Genomic DNA, 20,470 nt, shown 5'->3' with positions numbered 1-20,470 from the left:
TACTATATATAATAATGTATATAAAATAGTTTTATGGAAAAGATTAGTAGAACAAAAATTGTCGACCTGATAAAGCGTGAAGATTTTGGCGCTATGGTCAATGTGAAAGGATGGGTTCGCACCCGCAGAGGTAGCAAACAAGTTAACTTTATCGCACTGAATGACGGTTCTACAATAAATAATGTGCAGGTCGTAGTCGATCTGGCAAACTTTAATGAAGAGATGCTGAAGCAAATCACTACCGGCGCTTGTCTGAGCGTGAACGGTGTATTGACGGAGTCGGTAGGTTCCGGTCAGAAGGCTGAAGTGCAAGCTCGTGAGATTGAAGTGCTGGGTGCTTGTGACAATACATATCCGCTACAGAAGAAAGGTCACTCAATGGAGTTCTTGCGTGAGATTGCCCATTTGCGTCCACGTACCAATACTTTTGGAGCAGTATTCCGTATTCGTCATAATATGGCTATTGCCATCCATAAATTCTTTCATGAAAAGGGATTCTTCTATTTTCATACCCCCATCATTACGGGATCTGACTGTGAAGGTGCAGGACAGATGTTCCAAGTGACTACCATGAACTTGTATGACCTGAAAAAAGATGAAAACGGCTCTATCATATACGATGACGACTTCTTTGGCAAACAGGCTAGTTTGACTGTTTCTGGTCAGCTTGAAGGCGAATTGGCTGCCACTGCTCTCGGAGCTATCTATACGTTCGGTCCTACTTTCCGTGCGGAAAATTCTAACACTCCGCGCCATTTGGCCGAGTTCTGGATGATCGAACCGGAAGTGGCTTTCAATGAAATTCAGGAGAATATGGATTTAGCTGAAGAGTTCATTAAATATTGTGTGAAGTGGGCTTTGGATAACTGTGCCGACGATGTGAAGTTCCTGAACGACATGTTCGACAAGGGGCTGATAGAACGTCTGGAAGGTGTACTGAAAGAAGACTTTGTGCGTTTGCCATATACGGAAGGTATCAAGATCCTGGAAGAAGCTGTTGCCAAAGGACATAAGTTTGAGTTCCCGGTTTATTGGGGAGTTGACCTGGCTTCTGAACATGAACGTTATCTGGTGGAAGACCACTTTAAACGTCCGGTGATCTTGACCGACTATCCAAAGGAAATAAAGGCATTCTATATGAAACAGAATGAAGACGGCAAAACTGTACGCGCCATGGATGTGCTTTTCCCGAAGATCGGGGAGATTATCGGTGGTTCGGAGCGTGAGTCGGATTACAATAAGTTGATGACACGTATCGAAGAGATGCATATTCCGATGAAGGATATGTGGTGGTATCTGGATACCCGTAAGTTCGGTACTTGTCCGCACTCCGGATTCGGACTGGGATTTGAGCGCTTATTGCTCTTTGTAACCGGGATGTCTAATATCCGTGATGTAATTCCATTCCCGCGTACTCCGCGTAATGCCGATTTTTGATGAATCATACCTGAATATTCATACAAATGATAAGAAACTCGCATATTCTTTTGATTATGCGAGTTTTTTTATGTCTTAAGATTGCTTATTTTATAAAAGAAATCTTTATATTTGTGACAGACAGACGAATTAAAGTGTTAACTAAAATCGTACAGATATGAAAAAACTTTATTTTTTTACCATGCTGGCGGCAATGCTGTTTGCGGTAACGAATGTGATGGCACAAAAAGGTAACTTTAAACCTGCTAATCTGAAAGGAATCTGGCAATTGTGCCATTATGTTTCAGAGAGTCCGGATGCTCCGGGAGTGCTTAAACCGAGTAACACTTTCAAAGTGCTGAGTGATGATGGAAGAATTGTGAACTTTACGATTCGTCCGGGATCGGATGCTATTATAACCGGCTATGGCAACTATGAACAGTTGTCAGACCATACTTATGCTGAAAGTATTGAAAAGAATATTCATTTGCCGATGCTCGATAATCAGGATAACGTTCTTACTTTTGAACTTATCGATGATAAAATCTTGCATCTTAAATACTTTATAGAGAAGGACCTGAATGGCAATGAATTGAACTGCTGGTATAATGAAACCTGGAAACGCATTGAGATGCCTGATAAATTCCCGGATGATATTGTAAGATAATTCAGATTATAACAACGGATTTACGGACTGCAGGTAGCAAGCTGCCGATTATGCCTTGTGGCGTTGATTGAGTGGTGAATTGTTACTTGCAGTCTCTTTTTTTGTCTGCCGGCTGCTGTTCATAGTCGATAGCTTGGTGCTCGTTATCAATCGGATAAATCCAAAAAAAGGCAGAAATAGTTTGCCAATTCAAAGAAAAGCCGTACTTTTGCAAGCCGATTATTATCTCAAAAGGATAAGAGATTAATTCATAGCAAGTTAATCTTCCTTTGTCCGGGGAAGGTTGATAAGTGGTGAAGAAAATTTTTAGTAGTAACATTTAAAAAACAAATTAAGAGTGGATACTTTAAGTTACAAGACCATTTCTGCAAACAAGGCAACTGTAACCAAAGAATGGGTTATCGTTGATGCTACAGACCAAACATTAGGTCGTCTGGGAGCAAAAGTTGCGAAACTGTTGAGAGGAAAGTATAAACCAAACTTTACTCCTCATGTAGACTGCGGTGATAACGTTATTGTCATCAATGCAGACAAAGTAAAATTAAGTGGTAATAAATGGAATGACAGAGTTTATTTGTCTTACACCGGCTATCCCGGTGGTCAGAGAGAAATGACTCCTGCTCGTTTGATTGCCAAACCTAACGGTGAAGACAGATTACTGAGAAAAGTAGTGAAGGGCATGCTTCCTAAAAACAGATTGGGAGCTAAGTTGCTGAGCAATATGTATGTATACGCTGGTAGCGAACACAAGCACGACGCTCAGAACCCGAAAGCAATTGATATAAACTCACTTAAATAAGATATAATGGAAGTAGTAAATGCATTAGGCAGACGTAAACGTGCGATTGCACGCGTATTCGTAAGCGAAGGTACAGGAAAGATTACTATTAACAAGAGAGACCTTGCAGAGTACTTTCCATCAACTATTCTTCAGTATGTTGTTAAACAACCATTGAACAAACTTGGTGTTGCTGAGAAGTATGACATTAAGGTTAATCTGTGTGGTGGTGGTTTCACTGGTCAGTCTCAGGCTTTGCGTTTAGCTATTGCCCGTGCACTGGTTAAGATCAACGCTGAAGATAAGTCAGCTCTTCGTTCGGAAGGCTTCATGACACGTGATCCGCGTTCTGTTGAACGTAAGAAACCGGGTCAGCCGAAAGCTCGTAGAAGATTCCAGTTCAGCAAGCGTTAATGGGCTGTCTGACGGAATATGTTTAGTATCTAAACTACCGGGACTCTTAAACAGGCTACCCGGCGGTTGGTTTAGAAAAAACAAAAAAGAAAGTAAACGATTTAAAGAAAAAACAAGATGTCAAGAACAAATTTTGATACATTACTGGAAGCCGGTTGCCACTTCGGACACCTTAAAAGAAAGTGGAACCCTGCAATGGCTCCTTATATTTTCATGGAACGCAATGGTATTCATATCATTGACCTCCACAAAACTGTTGCAAAAGTTGACGAAGCTGCAGAAGCTTTGAAACAGATTGCAAAATCAGGCAAGAAAGTCCTTTTTGTTGCTACTAAAAAACAAGCTAAACAGGTGGTTGCTGAAAAAGCTGCATCTGTAAACATGCCTTATGTTATCGAACGTTGGCCGGGTGGTATGTTGACTAACTTCCCTACTATCCGTAAGGCAGTGAAGAAGATGACTACAATCGACAAGCTGACAGCTGATGGTACTTACTCAAACTTGTCTAAGAGAGAAGTTCTTCAGATTTCTCGTCAGCGTGCTAAGTTGGACAAGACTTTGGGTTCTATCGCTGATCTGACTCGTCTGCCGTCTGCGCTGTTCGTTATCGACGTAATGAAAGAAAATATCGCTGTTCGCGAAGCTAACCGTTTGGGTATCCCTGTATTTGGTATCGTTGATACTAACTCAGATCCTACAAACATCGACTTCGTTATTCCGGCAAATGATGACGCTACTAAATCAGTAGAAGTTATTCTCGATGCTTGCTGCGCTGCAATGATCGAAGGTCTGGAAGAAAGAAAAGCTGAGAAGATCGATATGGAAGCTGCCGGTGAAGCTCCTGCTAACAAAGGCAAGAAGAAATCAGCTAAGGCAAGACTCGATAAATCTGACGAAGAAGCAATTAATGCAGCTAAAGCTGCTGCTTTCCTGAAGGAAGACGAAGAGGCTTAATATAATAATGTGCCAATTTGCTAATGTGCCGGTGCACCTGTAAGGGTGTTGGCATTTTGATTGGCAGATTGGCACATTTTGTTTATTCAAACGATTATTCATTTTAAAATATAAAAGATATTATGGCTGTAACAATGGCTGATATAACCAAGCTCCGTAAAATGACCGGTGCTGGTATGATGGACTGCAAGAACGCGTTGACTGAAGCTGAGGGCGATTTCGACAAAGCAATGAAGATTATTCGCGAAAAAGGACAGGCAGTTGCTGCAAAACGTTCTGACCGTGAAGCTTCTGAAGGTTGTGTTCTGGTAAAAGTTGAAAATGGCTTTGGTGCTATCATCGCTTTGAAGTGCGAAACCGACTTCGTTGCTCAGAATGCTGATTTCGTGAAACTTACTCAGGATATTCTGGACGCTGCTGTAGCTAACAAGTGCAAAACTCTGGAAGAAGTTTTGGCTCTTCCGATGGGTGACGCTACTGTTGCTCAGGCTGTAACAGACAGAAGCGGTATTACCGGTGAAAAGATGGAACTGGATGGCTACATGGTTTTGGAAGGTGCTACAATTTCTGCTTACAACCATATGAACAGAAACGGCCTTTGCACTATGGTTGCTTTCAATAAGAATGTTGACGAACAGCTGGCTAAGCAAGTGGCTATGCAGGTTGCCGCTATGAATCCGATTGCAGTTGACGAGGATGGTGTTTCTGAAGAAGTGAAGCAGAAGGAAATCGAAGTTGCCATTGAGAAGACAAAAGTTGAACAGGTACAGAAGGCTGTAGAAGCTGCTTTGAAGAAAGCTAATATCAATCCGACTCATGTGGACAGCGAAGACCACATGGAAAGCAATATGGCTAAAGGCTGGATTACAGCCGAAGATGTTGCGAAGGCAAAAGAAATCATTGCTACTGTTTCTGCTGAAAAGGCTGCAAATATGCCTGAACAAATGATTCAGAACATTGCTAAAGGACGTTTGGGCAAGTTCTTAAAGGAAGTTTGCTTGCTGAACCAGGAAGATATCATGGATGCCAAGAAGACAGTAAGAGAAGTGTTGAAAGAAGCTGATCCTGAATTGAAGGTCGTTGACTTCAAACGTTTCACTTTGAGAGCTGAATAATCTTAAGGAATCAAGTATATAGAAACGGCCGCACAGAAACTCTGTAGCGGCCGTTTTTTTGTGGCTGTCCATAATGTTGCGGTTCTCTGTTTATACAGAATCCGGGACAGTGCTTTTGTGCATAAAGTGAATGGATTTATCCTCCTACTGCTTTTGTTTTCGTATACCCTTCTTTCTTCAGTAGTTCTACTATTTTTTGTTTGAAGTCTCCCTGTATGATCATCTCTCCGTCTTTGGCCGATCCGCCTACTCCGCATTTCGTCTTGAGGAGTTTTCCCAAATCTTTCAGATCGTTCTCGGTGCCGACAAAGCCGGTAATCAGGGTTACGACTTTACCGCCCCGGTTCTTCCGGTCCAACTGTACCCGTAAGTTCTGTTGTGGCGGTTCCAGGGTTACTTGCTCTTCGTCATCATCCATTTCGTAATTATAATCCGGGTTAGTGGAGTAAACCACGTTCAGCCGGTCTTTCCAATCGCTGTTCTTCATTTTTCCAGTCTATTAATTAAGCTCAAAAATAATATATTGTTCCGAACCTTGCAAACTCTTAAGTGTCCCCGGGCGTTTTTGTATGTAGAAATTATGTTAAGCTTCTATGACATCCTTATGGCATTTCGGAAAAAATAGTGTAATTTTGTCAATCGCTAATGTAAAAGCAGAATGAAGTGACTATGAATAATCAGATACAGCATAAAGACAGTACAAAGGTTCCGGAGCCTACTTTACGTAGGTTGCCTTGGTATCTTTCGAATGTAAAGTTGCTGAAGCAGAAAGGCGAACGCTATGTCTCTTCCACTCAGATATCTAAAGAAATAAACATCGATGCTTCACAGATTGCGAAAGATTTGTCGTATGTTAATATTTCCGGCCGTACTCGTGTGGGTTATGAGGTAGATGCGCTGATTGCTGTTCTGGAAGATTTTCTTGGCTTTACGAATATGCACAAGGCTTTCCTTTTCGGTGTGGGTAGTCTGGGAGGAGCGTTGCTACGTGACTCCGGTCTTAGCCATTTCGGTCTGGAGATTGTGGCAGCTTTTGATGTGAACCCGACATTGGTAGGTACTACGCTTAATGGCATTCCGATTTTCCATTCCGATGATTTTCAGGAGAAGATGAAAGAGTATGGTGTACACATCGGTGTGCTGACTGTGCCCATCGAGATTGCCCAATGCATTACGGATACGATGGTAGCCGGTGGTATTAAAGCCGTCTGGAATTTTACTCCCTTCCGTATTCGCGTCCCGGAAGATATTGTGGTGCAGAATACGTCACTTTATGCCCATCTTGCTGTCATGTTTAACCGTTTGAACTTTAATGAAACAGAATAGATCATGAAGATTATAGCTGTTGGAATGAATTATGCCCGGCACAACGAAGAGCTGGGACATACGTTGGAGAATAAAGAGCCGGTAATCTTCATGAAACCCGATTCGGCTATCCTCAAAGACGGAAAGCCTTTCTTTATTCCCGATTTCTCAAATGAAGTGCATTATGAAACCGAGCTGGTGGTACGTATCAACCGCTTGGGGAAGAATATTGCTCCGCGCTTCGCTCATCGTTACTACGATGCACTAACGGTCGGTATCGACTTCACTGCGAGGGATTTGCAGCGTCAGTTCCGTGCAGCCGGCAATCCTTGGGAGTTGTGCAAAGGTTTTGATAGTTCCGCTGCGATTGGTACATTTGTACCGGTAGAACGCTTTGCCGATGTGCAGAATCTCCGTTTTCATCTGGATATAGACGGAAACACCGTGCAGCAGGGGTATACGGCTGATATGCTGTTTAAGATAGATGATATTATTGCTTATGTCAGTCGTTTTGTGACCCTGAAAATCGGCGATTTGCTCTTTACCGGGACTCCTGTGGGAGTGGGTCCGGTCAGTGTCGGCCAGCACTTGGAGGGGTATCTTGAAGCAGAGAAGTTGCTCGATTTCTATATCCGGTAAATCCGGGAATTCCTTTATTCATCTATAAAAATAACTCTTATGAAAATAAAAGTAGGTTTTGGTTTCGACGTCCACCAACTGGTAGAAGGGCGTGAACTTTGGTTGGGGGGCATTCTTTTGGAACATGAAAAAGGGTTGTTAGGACACTCGGATGCCGATGTACTGGTACATGCTATTTGCGATGCCTTGCTGGGTGCTGCCAATATGCGCGATATCGGCTATCACTTCCCCGACAATGCCGGTGAGTATAAGAATATAGACAGCAAGATTTTATTGAAGAAAACAGTGGAACTGATCGCCACCAAGGGGTACCAAATAGGTAATATCGACGCAACGATCTGTGCGGAGCGTCCTAAACTAAAAGCCCATATCCCTTCTATGCAGCAGGTGCTTGCCGAAGTGATGGGCATTGATGCGGATGATATCTCGATTAAAGCCACTACTACCGAGAAGCTCGGTTTTACCGGGCGGGAAGAAGGCATCTCCGCTTATGCAACCGTGCTGATCAATCGCGTGTGATTAAATTCAACTCCTAAACGTAATATAGTATGAAAAAGATTCTTGGGACCTTATTGGCCGTTTTGTTTTCTTTCATGGCAATAAATGATGGTGTTGCCCAAAGTTCCGTCTTACGATTCAATAAAGACGGTAAATTTAAAATCGTCCAGTTTACCGATGTACATTTTAAGTATGGCAACCCGGCCTCAGATATAGCCCTTGAGCGTATAGGGGAAGTGTTGGATGCCGAACATCCCGATCTCGTAATTTTCACCGGTGATGTTGTTTATTCTTCTCCTGCCGATAAAGGTATGCTCCAGGTACTTGAACAAGTGGAACGCCGTAAGCTTCCGTTCGTTGTTACTTTTGGCAACCATGATAATGAACAGGGAAAGACCCGTGCCGAACTCTATGACCTGATTCGTGGTGTACCCGGCAATTTGTTGCCCGATCGTGGCGCTTCTCCTTCGCCCGACTATGTACTGACAGTGAAATCCTCTGCCGATGCCGTAAAGGATGCCGCATTGCTCTATTGTATGGACTCACATTCTTACTCTTCACTCAAGGATGTAGACGGATATGCATGGCTGACTTTCGGTCAGATCTCGTGGTATCGTGATCAAAGCGCCGCTTATACAGCGCAGAACGGTGGTAAACCTTATCCGGCACTGGCCTTTTTCCATATTCCCCTTCCGGAGTATAATGAAGCTGCTGCCAATGAAAATGCCATTCTTCGTGGTACCCGTATGGAGAAAGCCTGCGCACCGAAATTGAATACCGGTATGTTTGCTGCCATGAAAGAGGCGGGCGATGTGATGGGTGTTTTCGTAGGACATGATCACGATAACGATTATGCTGTGATGTGGAAGAACATCCTTTTGGGCTACGGTCGTTTTACCGGTGGTAATACAGAGTACAATCATTTGCCTAATGGTGCGCGCATTATTGTGTTGAACGAAGGTAGCCGTACGTTTGATACCTGGATTCGTCAGAAAGGCGGGATAGTAGACTCTACTTCCTATCCGTCCAGTTATGTAAAAGACGACTGGACAAAGCGTTAACTTACCTGACGAAACTTCACATGGCTCAAACGTGTATACTTTGAGCCGTAACTTTCGTAAGTGCGCGCTACCCTTGCCGAGGCGATGTGGACTATTTCACCCGGACGGAACTCATGTTCCAGGGCCGGGAGCTGACAAGATACAGGACTGGGTGTCTTTGAGGAAATCTTCATGATCACCAGATTTCCCGATGGGTCGGTCAGTGTCACTATCTGCCGTACAAAGAACTGAACGACGCTTCCCAAGACTCTTGTTTTATATGGATCATCTTCAAGCCGTACCTTCACTACTTTGAGATTCAGACTCTCTAATTTTTCCCCTTCGTTACCCAGAAGGCGGCTGGTTTCGCGCTTTTGGCGTGCTTTTCGTTGCATGATGTCCAGATGCACCGAGTGGTATACTTGTGCGATTGCAACAAAACGCTCCTGTTTCGGGATTTTAGGAGTGTATTTGTAGGCTATCCAACTCAGGTAAGCCGGATCGATTTTCAGGATTTCGTGTAAATAATGTCCGTGATATCTGCCGAACGATATAATGTCGTCTCCATTGTTTTGCATTCTTTTTTCATTGTATTCCACGATCAGCAGACAGCGTCTGGAGAAGAAAAACAGCGTACTTGCCATCCGTAATGATTCGTTGATGTCGGCGGAAAGCTCGTGGATAAACAGAAGTCTGTTCTTTTCAAGTGAGGGAGAGTAAACCCAAACCGAATAGGTGGGATGTCCCGGTCTCGGCAGAACCACAAAGTAGGCTCCTGCCTCTTTGTAGGACATGCGGCCCCGGTTGTATTCATTCAGTTTGGCATACAACAGAGCTTGTTCAGCTTCGGGTATTCCCGGTAGTTTTGGGTTTGCCATATCTGAGTTTCTTATTACTCAAATATACAGATTCTTTTTGAAGAAAGCAAATGGTTTTAGCTGTTTTTTTTATTCTTCGTATTTCTTGTATCTCTTTTATTATTGCGGAAAGAGTGAAGATAATGTAATAACATTTTGGAGCTTCCCGGCAGTGACAGTTGGAAATGACGGAGAAGAGAACCATTGTCTGCGCTGATTAAATGAAATTGTGATTTTGATATATCTCAGCCTGTTTTGTGTGCAAAAAGTAATGATAATATAGTTTTTGCTAACAGCCCTTTCCTTCCGGAACTGCAAACTGGAGGGGACGGGGCGGAAGAACGGTGCTTTTGATGACGGAAAGCCGGGGTTTTGAAAGATTAGAGCTGGGGTTTGGGAGTAAAAGACGGTTGGTTTTCCGGAAAAGAAGGAAGCATTTCTTCCAAAAGACGGTTACATTTTCCGAAAATGCTTATATGTTTTCCAAATATCTCTATATGTTTTTCCTAATAACTCCTATTGTGCCGGAATCTGGCCTCCGAAGTGTTTGAATTTCCTCTGGTTGTCAGTGGAAAAGAGAGCTTGCTGAAGTAATAAAAAGAACCTCTCTCTCTTGTTGCACTGTCCCTATGTTCCGGTTTTGTTTCTTTTTCTGTCTCACGGCTTGTCTCTTTCCTGATTCCCTGCCAAAAGGATAATCTCCTAACCGGAAATAAGCCGTTTTTCTCCATGAACCTTGCCGGAGCTTCGAAAAACTGAAACGTGGAGAGGTTCTGTTATCAATTTGACAAACAGACAAAAGGGGACTGTGTCAAAACTCACCACAGAGTTACACAGAGTAACACAGAGACGATTTTAGGTTGTTGATCATCAATAAAAAGACTCTGTGACACTCTGTGTTACTCCGTGGTGAAAGAAGTTTCGACACATCCTCATGGTAATCGCATCGATTATACATCCTTTAGTTTTAAAGTTTGTATACTAACTTGTCCAATTGATTGTATTCTGCCGGGAATCTCGTACATTTGCATTCTTCGTAAAAAGAGAATGAATATGAAAGAATCCAATAAACGTGTTCTTGTCGGCATGAGCGGGGGAATAGACAGTACCGCCACTTGCCTGATGCTGCAAGAGCAGGGATACGAGATAGTAGGTGTCACCATGCGTGTCTGGGGCGATGAGCCGCAGGACGCCAGAGAGTTGGCGGTACGTATGGGGATAGAACATTATGTGGCCGACGAACGTGTTCCTTTTAAAGATACTATTGTCAAAAACTTTATAGACGAGTACCGGCAGGGACGTACGCCGAACCCTTGCGTGATGTGCAATCCGTTATTTAAGTTCCGCATGTTGATAGAATGGGCTGACAAACTGGGCTGCGATTGGATAGCCACCGGACATTACTCCCGGTTGGAAGAACGGAACGGGTACATCTATATTGTTGCCGGTGATGATGAAAAGAAAGACCAGTCCTATTTCCTCTGGCGATTGGGGCAGGACGTCCTGCGACGCTGTATCTTTCCTTTGGGCAACTACACCAAGCAGACTGTGCGCGACTATCTGCGTGAGAAAGGTTACGAAGCCAAGTCGAAAGAGGGGGAAAGCATGGAAGTCTGCTTCATTAAAGGTGATTATCGGGACTTTCTTCGTGAACAGTGCCCGGAACTTGATGCGGAGATCGGCCCGGGATGGTTTGTCAGTTCCGAAGGCGTGAAGCTGGGGCAACATAGGGGTTTTCCTTATTATACCATCGGCCAGCGTAAAGGACTCGAGATCGCACTGGGCAAACCGGCTTATGTCTTGAAAATTAATCCGCAGAAGAACACTGTCATGCTGGGGGATGCCGAACAGTTGAAAGCCGGATATATGGTGGCGGAACAAGATAATATTGTGGATGAGGACGAACTGTTTTCGTGCCCGGAACTCGCAGTACGTATCCGTTACCGTAGCCGTCCGATTCCTTGCCGGGTGAAAAGGCTTGAAGACGGACGCCTTTTGGTTCGTTTTCTCGCAGAAGCCTCGGCGATTGCTCCGGGACAGTCGGCCGTGTTCTATGACGGACGGCGAGTGATAGGTGGAGCATTTATCGCTTCGCAACGCGGCATCGGATTGGTGATAGAACAAAACAAAAACTGGGAATAAATACGGAAAAATAAAAATACGAAATGAAAAAATTAGCACTTATTGCCTTAGCCTTCGTAGCCTTGGAGGCATCGGCACAACAGGATACGTTGAAGTATCGCATCAGCCTGAAAGATAAGGCTGCCACAACCTACTCACTGAAGCATCCCGAGAAGTTTCTGTCAGAAAAGGCGATTGCCCGCCGCCAACGTCAACAGCTGCCCATCGATTCGACTGATTTGCCGGTATGCCGTCAGTATGTGGATGCCATCCGCGACAAGGGAGTGAAAATCGTAGTCACCGGAAAATGGGATAATTTCGTCACCGTATCTTGCAACGACAGTACTGTGATAAGCGAAATAGCTGCGCTGCCTTTTGTGCGCGCCACGGAGAAGGTGTGGGTTGCCCCGTCGAAACCTGCTGCGGAAGATAAACGCGACTCTCTGGTGAACAGTCCGGCCAGGAGCGAAGCCTATTATGGTCCCGCTTTCCGGCAAATAGAGACCAGCAATGGCGAGAAACTGCATGAAGCCGGATTCAAGGGGCAAGGCATGACCATCGCCGTGATCGATGCCGGATACCATAACGTAGACAAGATTGATGCGATGAAGAATATCCGTATCCTGGGTACAAAGGACTTTGTCGAACCGGGAAGCGATATCTATGCCAAAGGCTCGCATGGGATGGCCGTTTTGTCTTGCATGGCAATGAACGAACCTTACGTGATGGTGGGTACGGCTCCCGAAGCTTCCTACTGGCTGCTTCGCAGTGAAGATGAAGCGTCCGAACACCTGGTAGAGCAAGACTATTGGGCGGCGGCCGTAGAGTTTGCCGATAGTGTGGGAGTGGATGTGGTGAATACTTCGCTGGGATATTTCACGTTCGATGATTCTACCAAGAACTATAAATATCGTGACCTGGACGGGCACCATGCACTGATGTCCCGCCAGGCGTCGAAAATGGCAGATAAAGGAATCGTACTGGTATGCAGTGCCGGTAACTCGGGCGCCTCCTCCTGGAAGAAGATCACGGCACCGGGTGATGCGGAGAATGTGCTGACGGTAGGTGCTATCGACCGTAGAGGTGTGTTGGCTTCGTTTTCTTCTATCGGCAACACAGCCGATAATCGCGTGAAACCCGATGTGGTTGCCGTGGGACTGAACTCGGATGTGATGGGGACAAACGGTAATTTGCGCAAAGCGAGCGGCACTTCGTTTGCTTCACCGATCCTGTGCGGCATGGTGGCTTGCCTGTGGCAAGCTTGTCCGCAACTGACTGCTAAGGAAATCATCGAACTGGTGCGTCAATCCGGCGACCGGGTGGATTTCCCCGATAACATCTATGGATACGGAGTGCCCGATCTGTGGAAGGCCTATCAATCTGCTTCTAAGAAAAAATAAAGTATGCAAGACACCCTTTCTCTTCACGAACTGAATGCTTTGGTCCGGCGGAGCCTGGAACAGTGCCTGCCCGATGAATACTGGGTACAGGCGGAGTTGAGCGATGTCCGTACAAACAGTACGGGACATTGCTATCTGGAGTTTGTCCAGAAAGATCCCCGCAGCAATAATCTGATAGCCAAAGCGAGGGGAACGATCTGGGCCAATATCTACCGGCTGCTGAAGCCCTATTTCGAAGAAGCCACCGGGCAGTCGTTTACTTCCGGCATTAAGGTGCTGGTTAAAGTGACCGTTGCTTTCCATGAATTGTACGGTTACAGTCTGACTGTGCAGGACATCGATCCTACCTATACATTGGGGGATATGGCACGCCGGCGCCGGGAAATACTCAGGCAACTTGCAGAAGAAGGAGTGTTGACGCTGAACAAAGAACTGGAAATGCCTTTGCTGCCGCAACGCATTGCGGTCATCTCTTCGGCTACGGCTGCGGGGTATGGTGACTTCTGCCATCAATTGCAGCACAACTCCCGTGGATTTTACTTCAATACGGAACTTTTCCCCGCTCTGATGCAGGGCAATCAGGTGGAAGAGTCCGTATTGGCCGCTCTCGATGCAGTAAATGCCCGGATGGAAGAGTTCGACGTAGTTGTCATTATTCGTGGGGGAGGGGCAACTTCCGACCTTTCCGGATTCGACACCTACCTGCTGGCCGCTGCCTGTGCCCAGTTTCCGCTGCCTGTTATAACCGGAATCGGGCACGAACGGGACGATACCGTGCTCGATTCCGTAGCACATACCCGGGTGAAAACTCCGACAGCTGCGGCCGAATTGTTAATCAACCGGATGGAAGAGGCCGCGGATCGGCTTGAAGAGTTGGCCGGAGAATTGCATGCCCGCATCTATCACCGTCTGGAGCAAGAGCGAAAGAGACTTTCACTGTTACAATCGCGCATTCCTTCACAAGTGATGCGCAAGCTTTCGGAATCGCGGATAAAGTTGCAAATGGCAAAGAGCAACCTCTCTCATGCTGCTGAGACCTTATTGGCTCGTCAGCATCATCGGTTGGAACTTTTACAAAACCGCATTGCGGATGCTTCACCACAAAAACTACTGAAACGGGGATACAGCATAACGCTGAAAGAGGGGAAGGCGGTGAAGAATGCTGCCTGTCTGCGACCGGGAAACGAGTTGATTACCCGTCTTTACGAAGGTGAAGTGAAATCGAAAGTAGAAAGTATTCCTTTATAATGATAAATATGCCAGCAAAGAAAAAAGAAACCTATTCACAGGCCATGGAACGTCTGGAAAAGATCGTTCGCCAGATTGACAGTAACGAACTGGAGATTGACGAACTGAGTGAAAAAATAAAAGAAGCCAATGAAATAATAGCTTTCTGCGCCGGAAAGCTGACAAAGGCGGATCGGGAAATTGAAAAATTACTGCAAGAAAGGAGGCTATCTGAAGAATAAAGGTTATTTTTGTTGCTCAATCGAAAATAACTAATAACTAACGATATGAAAGAGATAGACTGGGCCAATCTGTCATTCGGCTATATGAAGACAGATTACAATGTGAGAATCAATTTCCGTAACGGCAAATGGGGCGAACTTGAGATAAGCAGCAGCGAAGTGCTGAATCTGCATATGGCTGCCACTTGTCTTCACTATGGCCAGGAGGCTTTCGAGGGCTTGAAAGCTTTCCGTGGTAAAGACGGTAAGGTACGTATTTTCCGTCTGGAAGAGAATGCCGCACGTCTGCAATCCACCTGTCAGGGCATCATGATGGCAGAATTGCCGACCGAACGTTTTAAGGAAGCTATTCTGAAAGTAGTGAAATTGAACGAACGCTTCATCCCGCCTTATGAGAGTGGGGCGTCCTTGTACATTCGTCCGTTGCTTATCGGAACCAGTGCCCAGGTAGGGGTTCATCCGGCAGATGAATACATGTTTGTCGTGTTTGTCACACCGGTAGGTCCTTATTTCAAAGGTGGTTTTTCTACCAATCCTTATGTCATTATCCGCGAGTACGACCGTGCCGCTCCTCACGGAACCGGTATCTACAAAGTTGGTGGTAACTATGCAGCCAGCCTGCGTGCCAACAAGAAAGCGCACGATCTGGGCTACTCCTGTGAGTTCTACCTGGATGCCAAAGAAAAGAAATACATTGATGAATGCGGAGCAGCCAACTTCTTTGGTATTAAAGACAATACATACATCACACCGAAGTCTACTTCTATCCTTCCTTCCATCACCAATAAGAGCCTGATGCAGTTGGCAGAAGATATGGGCATGAAAGTAGAGCGGCGTCCTGTACCGGAAGAAGAACTGAGCACTTTCGAAGAAGCAGGAGCTTGCGGTACTGCTGCTGTCATCAGTCCGATCGAACGTATCGATGACCTTGAGAATGGTAAATCATACGTAATTTCGAAAGACGGAAAGCCGGGTCCTGTTTGTGAGAAACTCTACAACAAGCTGCGCGGTATCCAGTACGGTGACGAGCCCGACACTCACGGATGGGTGACCATTGTAGAATAAACGTTCGATAAATGAACTACAAAATAACAACCCTCGCAGAAAACAGCGTTTACGGTAAGGGATTACAGGGAGAGCATGGGCTTTCCCTGCTTGTTGAAGCGGGGGAACACAAGGTGCTGTTTGATACCGGTGCTTCGGATTTGTTTATCCGGAATGCCCGTTTGATGGGAGTCGATCTGACCGATGTGGAATTTGTAATACTGTCTCACGGACATCGTGACCATACAGGTGGATTGCATACTTTCCTGAAAATGAACAGCAGGGCAAAGGTGGTATGTAAACAAGAAGTGTTCCGCAGGAAGTTCAAGAATGAACGTGAAAACGGAATGTTGCATCCCGAAGCATTGGATAAGTCCCGCTTTTGGCCGATCGACGAAACTACGGAGATTGTACCGGGTGTATTTGCGTTTCCGGATGTCAGGATAGTAGACAGGAACGACACGCACTTTGAGCATTTCTTCGTGGAGATAGGAGGCGAGATGCGTCCCGATACCTTTGAAGATGAACTGGCATTGATATTGAAGAGTGAAAAATCCCTTTCAGTGCTGAGCGCCTGTTCGCACCGGGGGATTACCAATATTATTCGTGCCGTGCAGACTGCATTTCCGGGATTGGGACTGAAACTGGTGATGGGAGGCTTTCATATCCATAATGCAGGCATAGAAAAGTTCAATGTGATTTCCGCTTTTCTGGGCATGAAGCTTCCCAAACGTCTGGGAGTCTGCCATTGTACGGGCATTGACAAATATGCGTTGTTCCGCCAGCAATTTAACGACCGGGTGTTTTATAACTATACCGGTTGGGTAGAAACGATTTAACTTTTTTGAATGGGAAAAAATAAATTAGAGAAGTTTGCCGATATGGCAAGTTATCCGCATGTTTTTGAGTATCCTTACTCGGCAGTGGACAATGTGCCTTTTGACATGAAGGGAAAATGGCACAAAGAGTTTTTTAAGAACGATAACCCGATTGTACTTGAGTTGGGTTGCGGGCGCGGCGAATATACCGTCGGACTGGGACGGATGTTCCCTGATAAGAATTTTATTGCGGTAGACATTAAGGGAGCCCGCATGTGGACGGGAGCCACCGAATCTCTTCAGGCAGGTATGAAGAACGTTGCTTTTCTGCGTACCAACATCGAGATCATCGACCGTTTTTTTGCGGAAGGCGAAGTGAGTGAGATCTGGCTGACTTTCTCTGATCCGCAAATGAAGAAAGCGACCAAACGCCTGACTTCTACCTATTTTATGGAACGTTATCGTAAGTTTTTGGTGTCCAAGGGTATTATCCATCTGAAGACAGACAGTAACTTTATGTTCACTTATACCAAATATATGATTGAGGAGAACAAACTGCCGGTGGAGTTTATCACCGAAGATCTTTATCACTCCGATCTCGTTGATGACATTCTGGGCATCAAGACCTATTATGAACAACAATGGCTCGATCGTGGTTTAAGCATTAAATACATCAAATTCCTGTTACCGCAGGAAGGAGAATTGAGAGAACCGGATATTGAAATTGAACTCGATTCGTACCGGAGCTATAACCGTAGCAAGCGGAGCGGATTGCAGACATCTAAATAATACAAACTATGACAATCTATCCTAAATTGATACTCGATGCACTGGCTACAGTGCGTTATCCCGGAACCGGAAAGAATCTTGTGGAGGCCGGTATGGTGGAGGATAACATTCGTATAGAGGGAATGAAGGTTTCATTCTCCCTGATTTTTGAAAAACCGACCGATCCGTTTATGAAGTCGGTGATAAAGGCTGCTGAAACAGCTATTCTTACCCATGTGAGCAAAGACGTGGAGATAGCAGGAAATATCAGTGTGAAAACAGTACAGGCTGCACGTCCCGAAGTCGGTAAATTGTTACCCCGGGTAAAGAATATCATAGGTATCTCTTCCGGTAAAGGAGGGGTGGGCAAATCTACCGTGTCGGCCAATCTGGCTGTAGCGTTGGCTAAGTTGGGCTATAAAGTCGGTTTACTGGATGCCGACGTTTTCGGTCCTTCCATGCCGAAAATGTTTCAGGTAGAAGATGCCCGTCCGTACGCTGAAAAGATAGACGGACGCGATATGATTATTCCTGTTGAAAAGTATGGTGTAAAATTACTTTCTATCGGTTTCTTTGTCGATCCTGACCAAGCTACTTTATGGCGTGGGGGGATGGCGAGCAATGCGCTGAAGCAGTTGATCGGAGATGCTGCCTGGGGAGATCTGGACTATTTCCTGATCGATCTGCCACCGGGAACAAGTGACATTCACCTGACCGTAGTTCAGACATTGGCCTTGACCGGTGCCGTTGTGGTTAGTACTCCGCAGGCTGTGGCTTTGGCCGATGCACGTAAAGGGATCAACATGTTCACTAATGATAAGGTGAATGTTCCTATTCTTGGTCTGGTGGAAAATATGGCTTGGTTCACTCCGGCAGAACTTCCGGAGAACAAGTATTATCTTTTCGGGAAAGAAGGTGCCAAGAAGCTGGCTGAAGAGATGAATGTTCCGTTGTTGGGACAGATTCCGATTGTACAGAGTATCTGCGAGGGCGGCGATAACGGTACCCCTGTTGCTTTGGATGAGAATACGGTTACCGGCCGTGCATTTCTTTCGTTGGCTGCCAGTGTAGTACGACAGGTGGACAAACGGAATGTGGAAATGGCTCCCACGAAGATTGTAGAGTTGCATAAGTAACGATAAGCGCTTTTAAATGATGAACGATCGGTTCCTTGTCCCATAGGCAGGAGCCGATCGTTCTTTGTTTATTGTTTGTTGTCCGGAGGGTTAATCATATACTTTCATCAATTCCTCTTTTATTTGGGCTACACCCGGGAATCCTGTCTTTTGGTGTTTGACATTTCCTTCCCGATCGATGATGAGATAGGTAGGTACGCCCCTTATGTCGAATTTATCACCTAAGAAACTCCATTGGGCATCCGTTAAACGGAAATGCTCACCGTGGATATCCGGAATCATGTTCTCCCATGTTTTCAGGGGTGAAGTTTCGCCGGTAATGTAAAGGTAAACGATATCCTTTCCTTTCAACTCTTCCTTTAGCGGCAGCATTGCTTTATTGGCCATGCGACACGGGCCACACCAGGTTGCCCAGAAATCGGCCAGGATTACTTTACCCCGGAATTTAGAGATAATGGATGTAAACAGGTTTTCATCACTGACTTCTCCTACTTCATGAATAGTATATCCGGTTTTCTTTTTATTGGCTTCAATGGTTTTCAGAAGTTGTTCATTGCCCTCCCGCAGTTCATTTTGGCAAGCGGGTGGAAGAGTGGCAAGCAGGACTTCCTGTTCGGCGGTCAGGGGTGTAAAGTCTTTGATAGATGAATAGAGTTCGTTTGCTTTATTAATATCGAAATAAACTCCTTTGTCGGTTCCCCATGCTTTAACCAGTTCATCTCTCCAATGACGCAGGTAATACGGAACCAGTTCGGTCAACCGGGGATTGTAAAGTAATGCCATGGTGTTGAGGGAGCCAAGTGGTCTGAAAGCATCCGCGTAATAGTTTTCAGGCAGTTTTATTTGAGTCGTTTTAAAGTATTCCCTAACTTCTTCGTTTTTCATTTTATGCTCCATGGCATAAGCCTGCTTGATGGCCATTTCCGTTAAAGAGATAGCCTGGGCAGTACCGGCGTCTACCTGATTGATTAATACCGTTTTGAGTGCTTGACTGATTGAGGCTTTCTGTATGGATTCAAGAATAGTAGCCCGTTTGCCATAAATAAAGTCTTTATAGGCTTGGGCGTCCATTCCTGCTATGTCACGGAATAGTTGACGGTAATTATCCATAACGGAAGGATTTAGGTTACATTTAAAAGATTCCTGTGACAGCCCGGCTAATGCGCCGCCAAAGTAAACAGCTTCGCCATAAGGTTTGTCGTCCTTATGGAACTTGGATTGTTGCCGGCATAGTTCGCGGGTATTGATAATGATACTGCTCTCTTCACCCGGTACCACGTAGGAAGAAATCATTTTACCGAAAATACGGAGGGCGACCGGAGTAGTGGCAGGTACTTTTATTTGAGTGGCAAATGTGCCGTCATTGTTTATTTTTACTTCCGCTCCTTCGTAGGCACCCTTTACCGGGTCAAATACAATCGGTGCTATTTTGGAGATGAGCCCCGGGCGATAATCCAGAATCTTTCCTTTGAAAGTGGCTTCCTTGTATTCGAATTTCGGTTCGGGCAATGTATTATTTATATCTACTTTCTGCACAATGGCTTCTTGGGGTAACAAAAGTTCGGGAAGAGCTTTTCCTTTAAGTTGAATGCCCCATATCTTGAATGCCCCTTGAACATTGTCCCCTTCGGAGAAATCGATAGAAGTGGCTGAGGCCGGTACTGGCGGAAAAACTAAACGGAATTCTGCTTCACCGGATTCGGGCATCCAGAATTCCGTGTCGGGTTTAATACCGATCCCCGAACGTAGAACGTAGGTTTCCCCGTTATTGTCTTTCAGGAAACTTTGTCCGGAAATCCGGATCCATTGTTTGGGTTGATAGAATGCTTTGATATAAAGTACTGTAGCCGTGTCGCTGAGGACGACTTTTTCTACTTGAATCGAGGTACTGCTCCAAGCTATGAATGGCGGCTGTTCTATGACTTTTTCTTTGGCCTTTGCAAGGTTGCAGATGCACAACAAGAGAATGGCAATAAATGTGATTTTTCTCATACTATTTTTATTAAAGTGATTTTCAGGTTGGGAGTACGG

At 45.3% G+C, this 20,470-nt stretch carries 22 protein-coding genes; 18 read left to right on the top strand and 4 right to left on the bottom strand.

All coding sequences use genetic code 11. The annotated features are described in order from the left end of the window. Nucleotides 1–33: 33 nt before the first annotated feature. On the top strand, nucleotides 34–1,437 hold the full coding sequence (gene asnS, locus R3O62_RS01130; protein ID WP_005782430.1) for an asparagine--tRNA ligase: 1,404 nt from the start codon (nucleotides 34–36) through the stop codon (nucleotides 1,435–1,437). A 157-nt stretch (nucleotides 1,438–1,594) separates the two neighbouring features. Then, on the top strand, nucleotides 1,595–2,083 hold the full coding sequence (locus R3O62_RS01125; RefSeq protein ID WP_005782431.1) for a DUF4488 domain-containing protein: 489 nt from the start codon (nucleotides 1,595–1,597) through the stop codon (nucleotides 2,081–2,083). An 82-nt stretch (nucleotides 2,084–2,165) separates the two neighbouring features. On the opposite strand, the gene R3O62_RS01120 is transcribed toward R3O62_RS01125, so the two are convergent. Further along, nucleotides 2,166–2,402 (bottom strand): hypothetical protein, encoded by a 237-nt coding sequence (locus R3O62_RS01120; RefSeq protein ID WP_005811169.1) that lies wholly within the window; start codon nucleotides 2,400–2,402, stop codon nucleotides 2,166–2,168. An 18-nt stretch (nucleotides 2,403–2,420) separates the two neighbouring features. On the opposite strand from R3O62_RS01120, the gene rplM reads away from it, so the two are divergent. The 4 genes from rplM to tsf all read left to right on the top strand — a co-directional run bounded on the left by rplM (nucleotide 2,421) and on the right by tsf (nucleotide 5,344). Then, nucleotides 2,421–2,882: a 50S ribosomal protein L13 gene (rplM, locus tag R3O62_RS01115; RefSeq protein WP_005811166.1), complete on the top strand. Its 462-nt coding sequence runs from the start codon at nucleotides 2,421–2,423 to the stop codon at nucleotides 2,880–2,882. A 6-nt stretch (nucleotides 2,883–2,888) separates the two neighbouring features. After that, entirely contained in the window at nucleotides 2,889–3,275 is a 387-nt protein-coding gene (gene rpsI / locus R3O62_RS01110; RefSeq protein WP_005782436.1) for a 30S ribosomal protein S9, read from the top strand. A 117-nt stretch (nucleotides 3,276–3,392) separates the two neighbouring features. Continuing rightward, nucleotides 3,393–4,229 carry a 30S ribosomal protein S2 gene (gene rpsB / locus R3O62_RS01105; protein ID WP_005782438.1) on the top strand — a complete coding sequence of 279 codons (837 nt, stop codon included), beginning with the start codon at nucleotides 3,393–3,395 and terminating at the stop codon, nucleotides 4,227–4,229. Between the two features lie 122 nt (nucleotides 4,230–4,351). Beyond that, on the top strand, nucleotides 4,352–5,344 hold the full coding sequence (gene tsf / locus R3O62_RS01100; protein ID WP_032531434.1) for a translation elongation factor Ts: 993 nt from the start codon (nucleotides 4,352–4,354) through the stop codon (nucleotides 5,342–5,344). Nucleotides 5,345–5,480: 136 nt separating this feature from the next. Here tsf and R3O62_RS01095 read toward each other — a convergent pair whose 3' ends face one another. Next, entirely contained in the window at nucleotides 5,481–5,831 is a 351-nt protein-coding gene (locus R3O62_RS01095; RefSeq protein ID WP_005782442.1) for a translation initiation factor, read from the bottom strand. A 176-nt stretch (nucleotides 5,832–6,007) separates the two neighbouring features. Between R3O62_RS01095 and R3O62_RS01090 the strand changes: the two genes are divergently transcribed. The 4 genes from R3O62_RS01090 to R3O62_RS01075 all read left to right on the top strand — a co-directional run bounded on the left by R3O62_RS01090 (nucleotide 6,008) and on the right by R3O62_RS01075 (nucleotide 8,847). After that, nucleotides 6,008–6,670 carry a redox-sensing transcriptional repressor Rex gene (locus R3O62_RS01090; RefSeq protein ID WP_005782443.1) on the top strand — a complete coding sequence of 221 codons (663 nt, stop codon included), beginning with the start codon at nucleotides 6,008–6,010 and terminating at the stop codon, nucleotides 6,668–6,670. A 3-nt stretch (nucleotides 6,671–6,673) separates the two neighbouring features. Next, complete coding sequence (locus tag R3O62_RS01085) at nucleotides 6,674–7,288, top strand: fumarylacetoacetate hydrolase family protein (RefSeq protein WP_269110379.1); 615 nt, start codon at nucleotides 6,674–6,676, stop codon at nucleotides 7,286–7,288. 39 nt (nucleotides 7,289–7,327) lie between these two features. Continuing rightward, nucleotides 7,328–7,807 carry a 2-C-methyl-D-erythritol 2,4-cyclodiphosphate synthase gene (gene ispF, locus R3O62_RS01080; RefSeq protein WP_005782445.1) on the top strand — a complete coding sequence of 160 codons (480 nt, stop codon included), beginning with the start codon at nucleotides 7,328–7,330 and terminating at the stop codon, nucleotides 7,805–7,807. A gap of 74 nt (nucleotides 7,808–7,881) precedes the next feature. Then, a complete protein-coding gene (locus R3O62_RS01075) occupies nucleotides 7,882–8,847 on the top strand; it encodes a metallophosphoesterase family protein (RefSeq protein ID WP_250746876.1) in 966 nt (321 codons plus the stop codon). Here the strand turns inward: R3O62_RS01075 and R3O62_RS01070 are convergent. After that, nucleotides 8,844–9,704: a hypothetical protein gene (locus R3O62_RS01070; RefSeq protein ID WP_317473006.1), complete on the bottom strand. Its 861-nt coding sequence runs from the start codon at nucleotides 9,702–9,704 to the stop codon at nucleotides 8,844–8,846. The two genes, R3O62_RS01075 and R3O62_RS01070, sit on opposite strands and share 4 nt — an antisense overlap. Nucleotides 9,705–10,736: 1,032 nt before the next feature. Between R3O62_RS01070 and mnmA the strand changes: the two genes are divergently transcribed. The 8 genes from mnmA to R3O62_RS01030 are packed head-to-tail and all read left to right on the top strand — an operon-like array spanning nucleotide 10,737 to nucleotide 18,439. Beyond that, nucleotides 10,737–11,825 carry a tRNA 2-thiouridine(34) synthase MnmA gene (gene mnmA, locus R3O62_RS01065; protein ID WP_005782449.1) on the top strand — a complete coding sequence of 363 codons (1,089 nt, stop codon included), beginning with the start codon at nucleotides 10,737–10,739 and terminating at the stop codon, nucleotides 11,823–11,825. Between the two features lie 23 nt (nucleotides 11,826–11,848). Beyond that, nucleotides 11,849–13,204: a S8 family peptidase gene (locus R3O62_RS01060; protein ID WP_005811149.1), complete on the top strand. Its 1,356-nt coding sequence runs from the start codon at nucleotides 11,849–11,851 to the stop codon at nucleotides 13,202–13,204. 3 nt (nucleotides 13,205–13,207) lie between these two features. Further along, nucleotides 13,208–14,452 (top strand): exodeoxyribonuclease VII large subunit, encoded by a 1,245-nt coding sequence (gene xseA, locus R3O62_RS01055; protein WP_317473005.1) that lies wholly within the window; start codon nucleotides 13,208–13,210, stop codon nucleotides 14,450–14,452. A gap of 8 nt (nucleotides 14,453–14,460) precedes the next feature. Continuing rightward, nucleotides 14,461–14,673, top strand: a complete 213-nt coding sequence (gene xseB, locus R3O62_RS01050; protein WP_005782452.1) for an exodeoxyribonuclease VII small subunit — start codon at nucleotides 14,461–14,463, stop codon at nucleotides 14,671–14,673. 45 nt (nucleotides 14,674–14,718) lie between these two features. Then, nucleotides 14,719–15,738 carry a branched-chain amino acid aminotransferase gene (locus tag R3O62_RS01045; RefSeq protein ID WP_005782453.1) on the top strand — a complete coding sequence of 340 codons (1,020 nt, stop codon included), beginning with the start codon at nucleotides 14,719–14,721 and terminating at the stop codon, nucleotides 15,736–15,738. 11 nt (nucleotides 15,739–15,749) lie between these two features. Beyond that, complete coding sequence (locus R3O62_RS01040; protein WP_220654662.1) at nucleotides 15,750–16,556, top strand: MBL fold metallo-hydrolase; 807 nt, start codon at nucleotides 15,750–15,752, stop codon at nucleotides 16,554–16,556. Between the two features lie 9 nt (nucleotides 16,557–16,565). Continuing rightward, nucleotides 16,566–17,324, top strand: coding sequence for a tRNA (guanosine(46)-N7)-methyltransferase TrmB (gene trmB / locus R3O62_RS01035; RefSeq protein WP_220654661.1), 759 nt, complete (start codon nucleotides 16,566–16,568; stop codon nucleotides 17,322–17,324). 8 nt (nucleotides 17,325–17,332) lie between these two features. Further along, the gene (locus R3O62_RS01030; protein ID WP_005782459.1) at nucleotides 17,333–18,439 is read left to right on the top strand and encodes an Mrp/NBP35 family ATP-binding protein; all 1,107 of its coding nucleotides are present in this window, start codon (nucleotides 17,333–17,335) and stop codon (nucleotides 18,437–18,439) included. Nucleotides 18,440–18,529: 90 nt separating this feature from the next. On the opposite strand, the gene R3O62_RS01025 is transcribed toward R3O62_RS01030, so the two are convergent. Then, nucleotides 18,530–20,431 carry a thioredoxin-like domain-containing protein gene (locus R3O62_RS01025; protein WP_269110378.1) on the bottom strand — a complete coding sequence of 634 codons (1,902 nt, stop codon included), beginning with the start codon at nucleotides 20,429–20,431 and terminating at the stop codon, nucleotides 18,530–18,532. Nucleotides 20,432–20,470: the final 39 nt, after the last annotated feature.

The organism is Bacteroides hominis (assembly GCF_033042785.2).
In the GTDB taxonomy this organism is placed as follows: Bacteria; Bacteroidota; Bacteroidia; order Bacteroidales; family Bacteroidaceae; genus Bacteroides; species Bacteroides hominis.
Note: the sequence above shows the minus strand (reverse complement) of the source record. Positions and strands in the feature narration are given on the sequence as shown.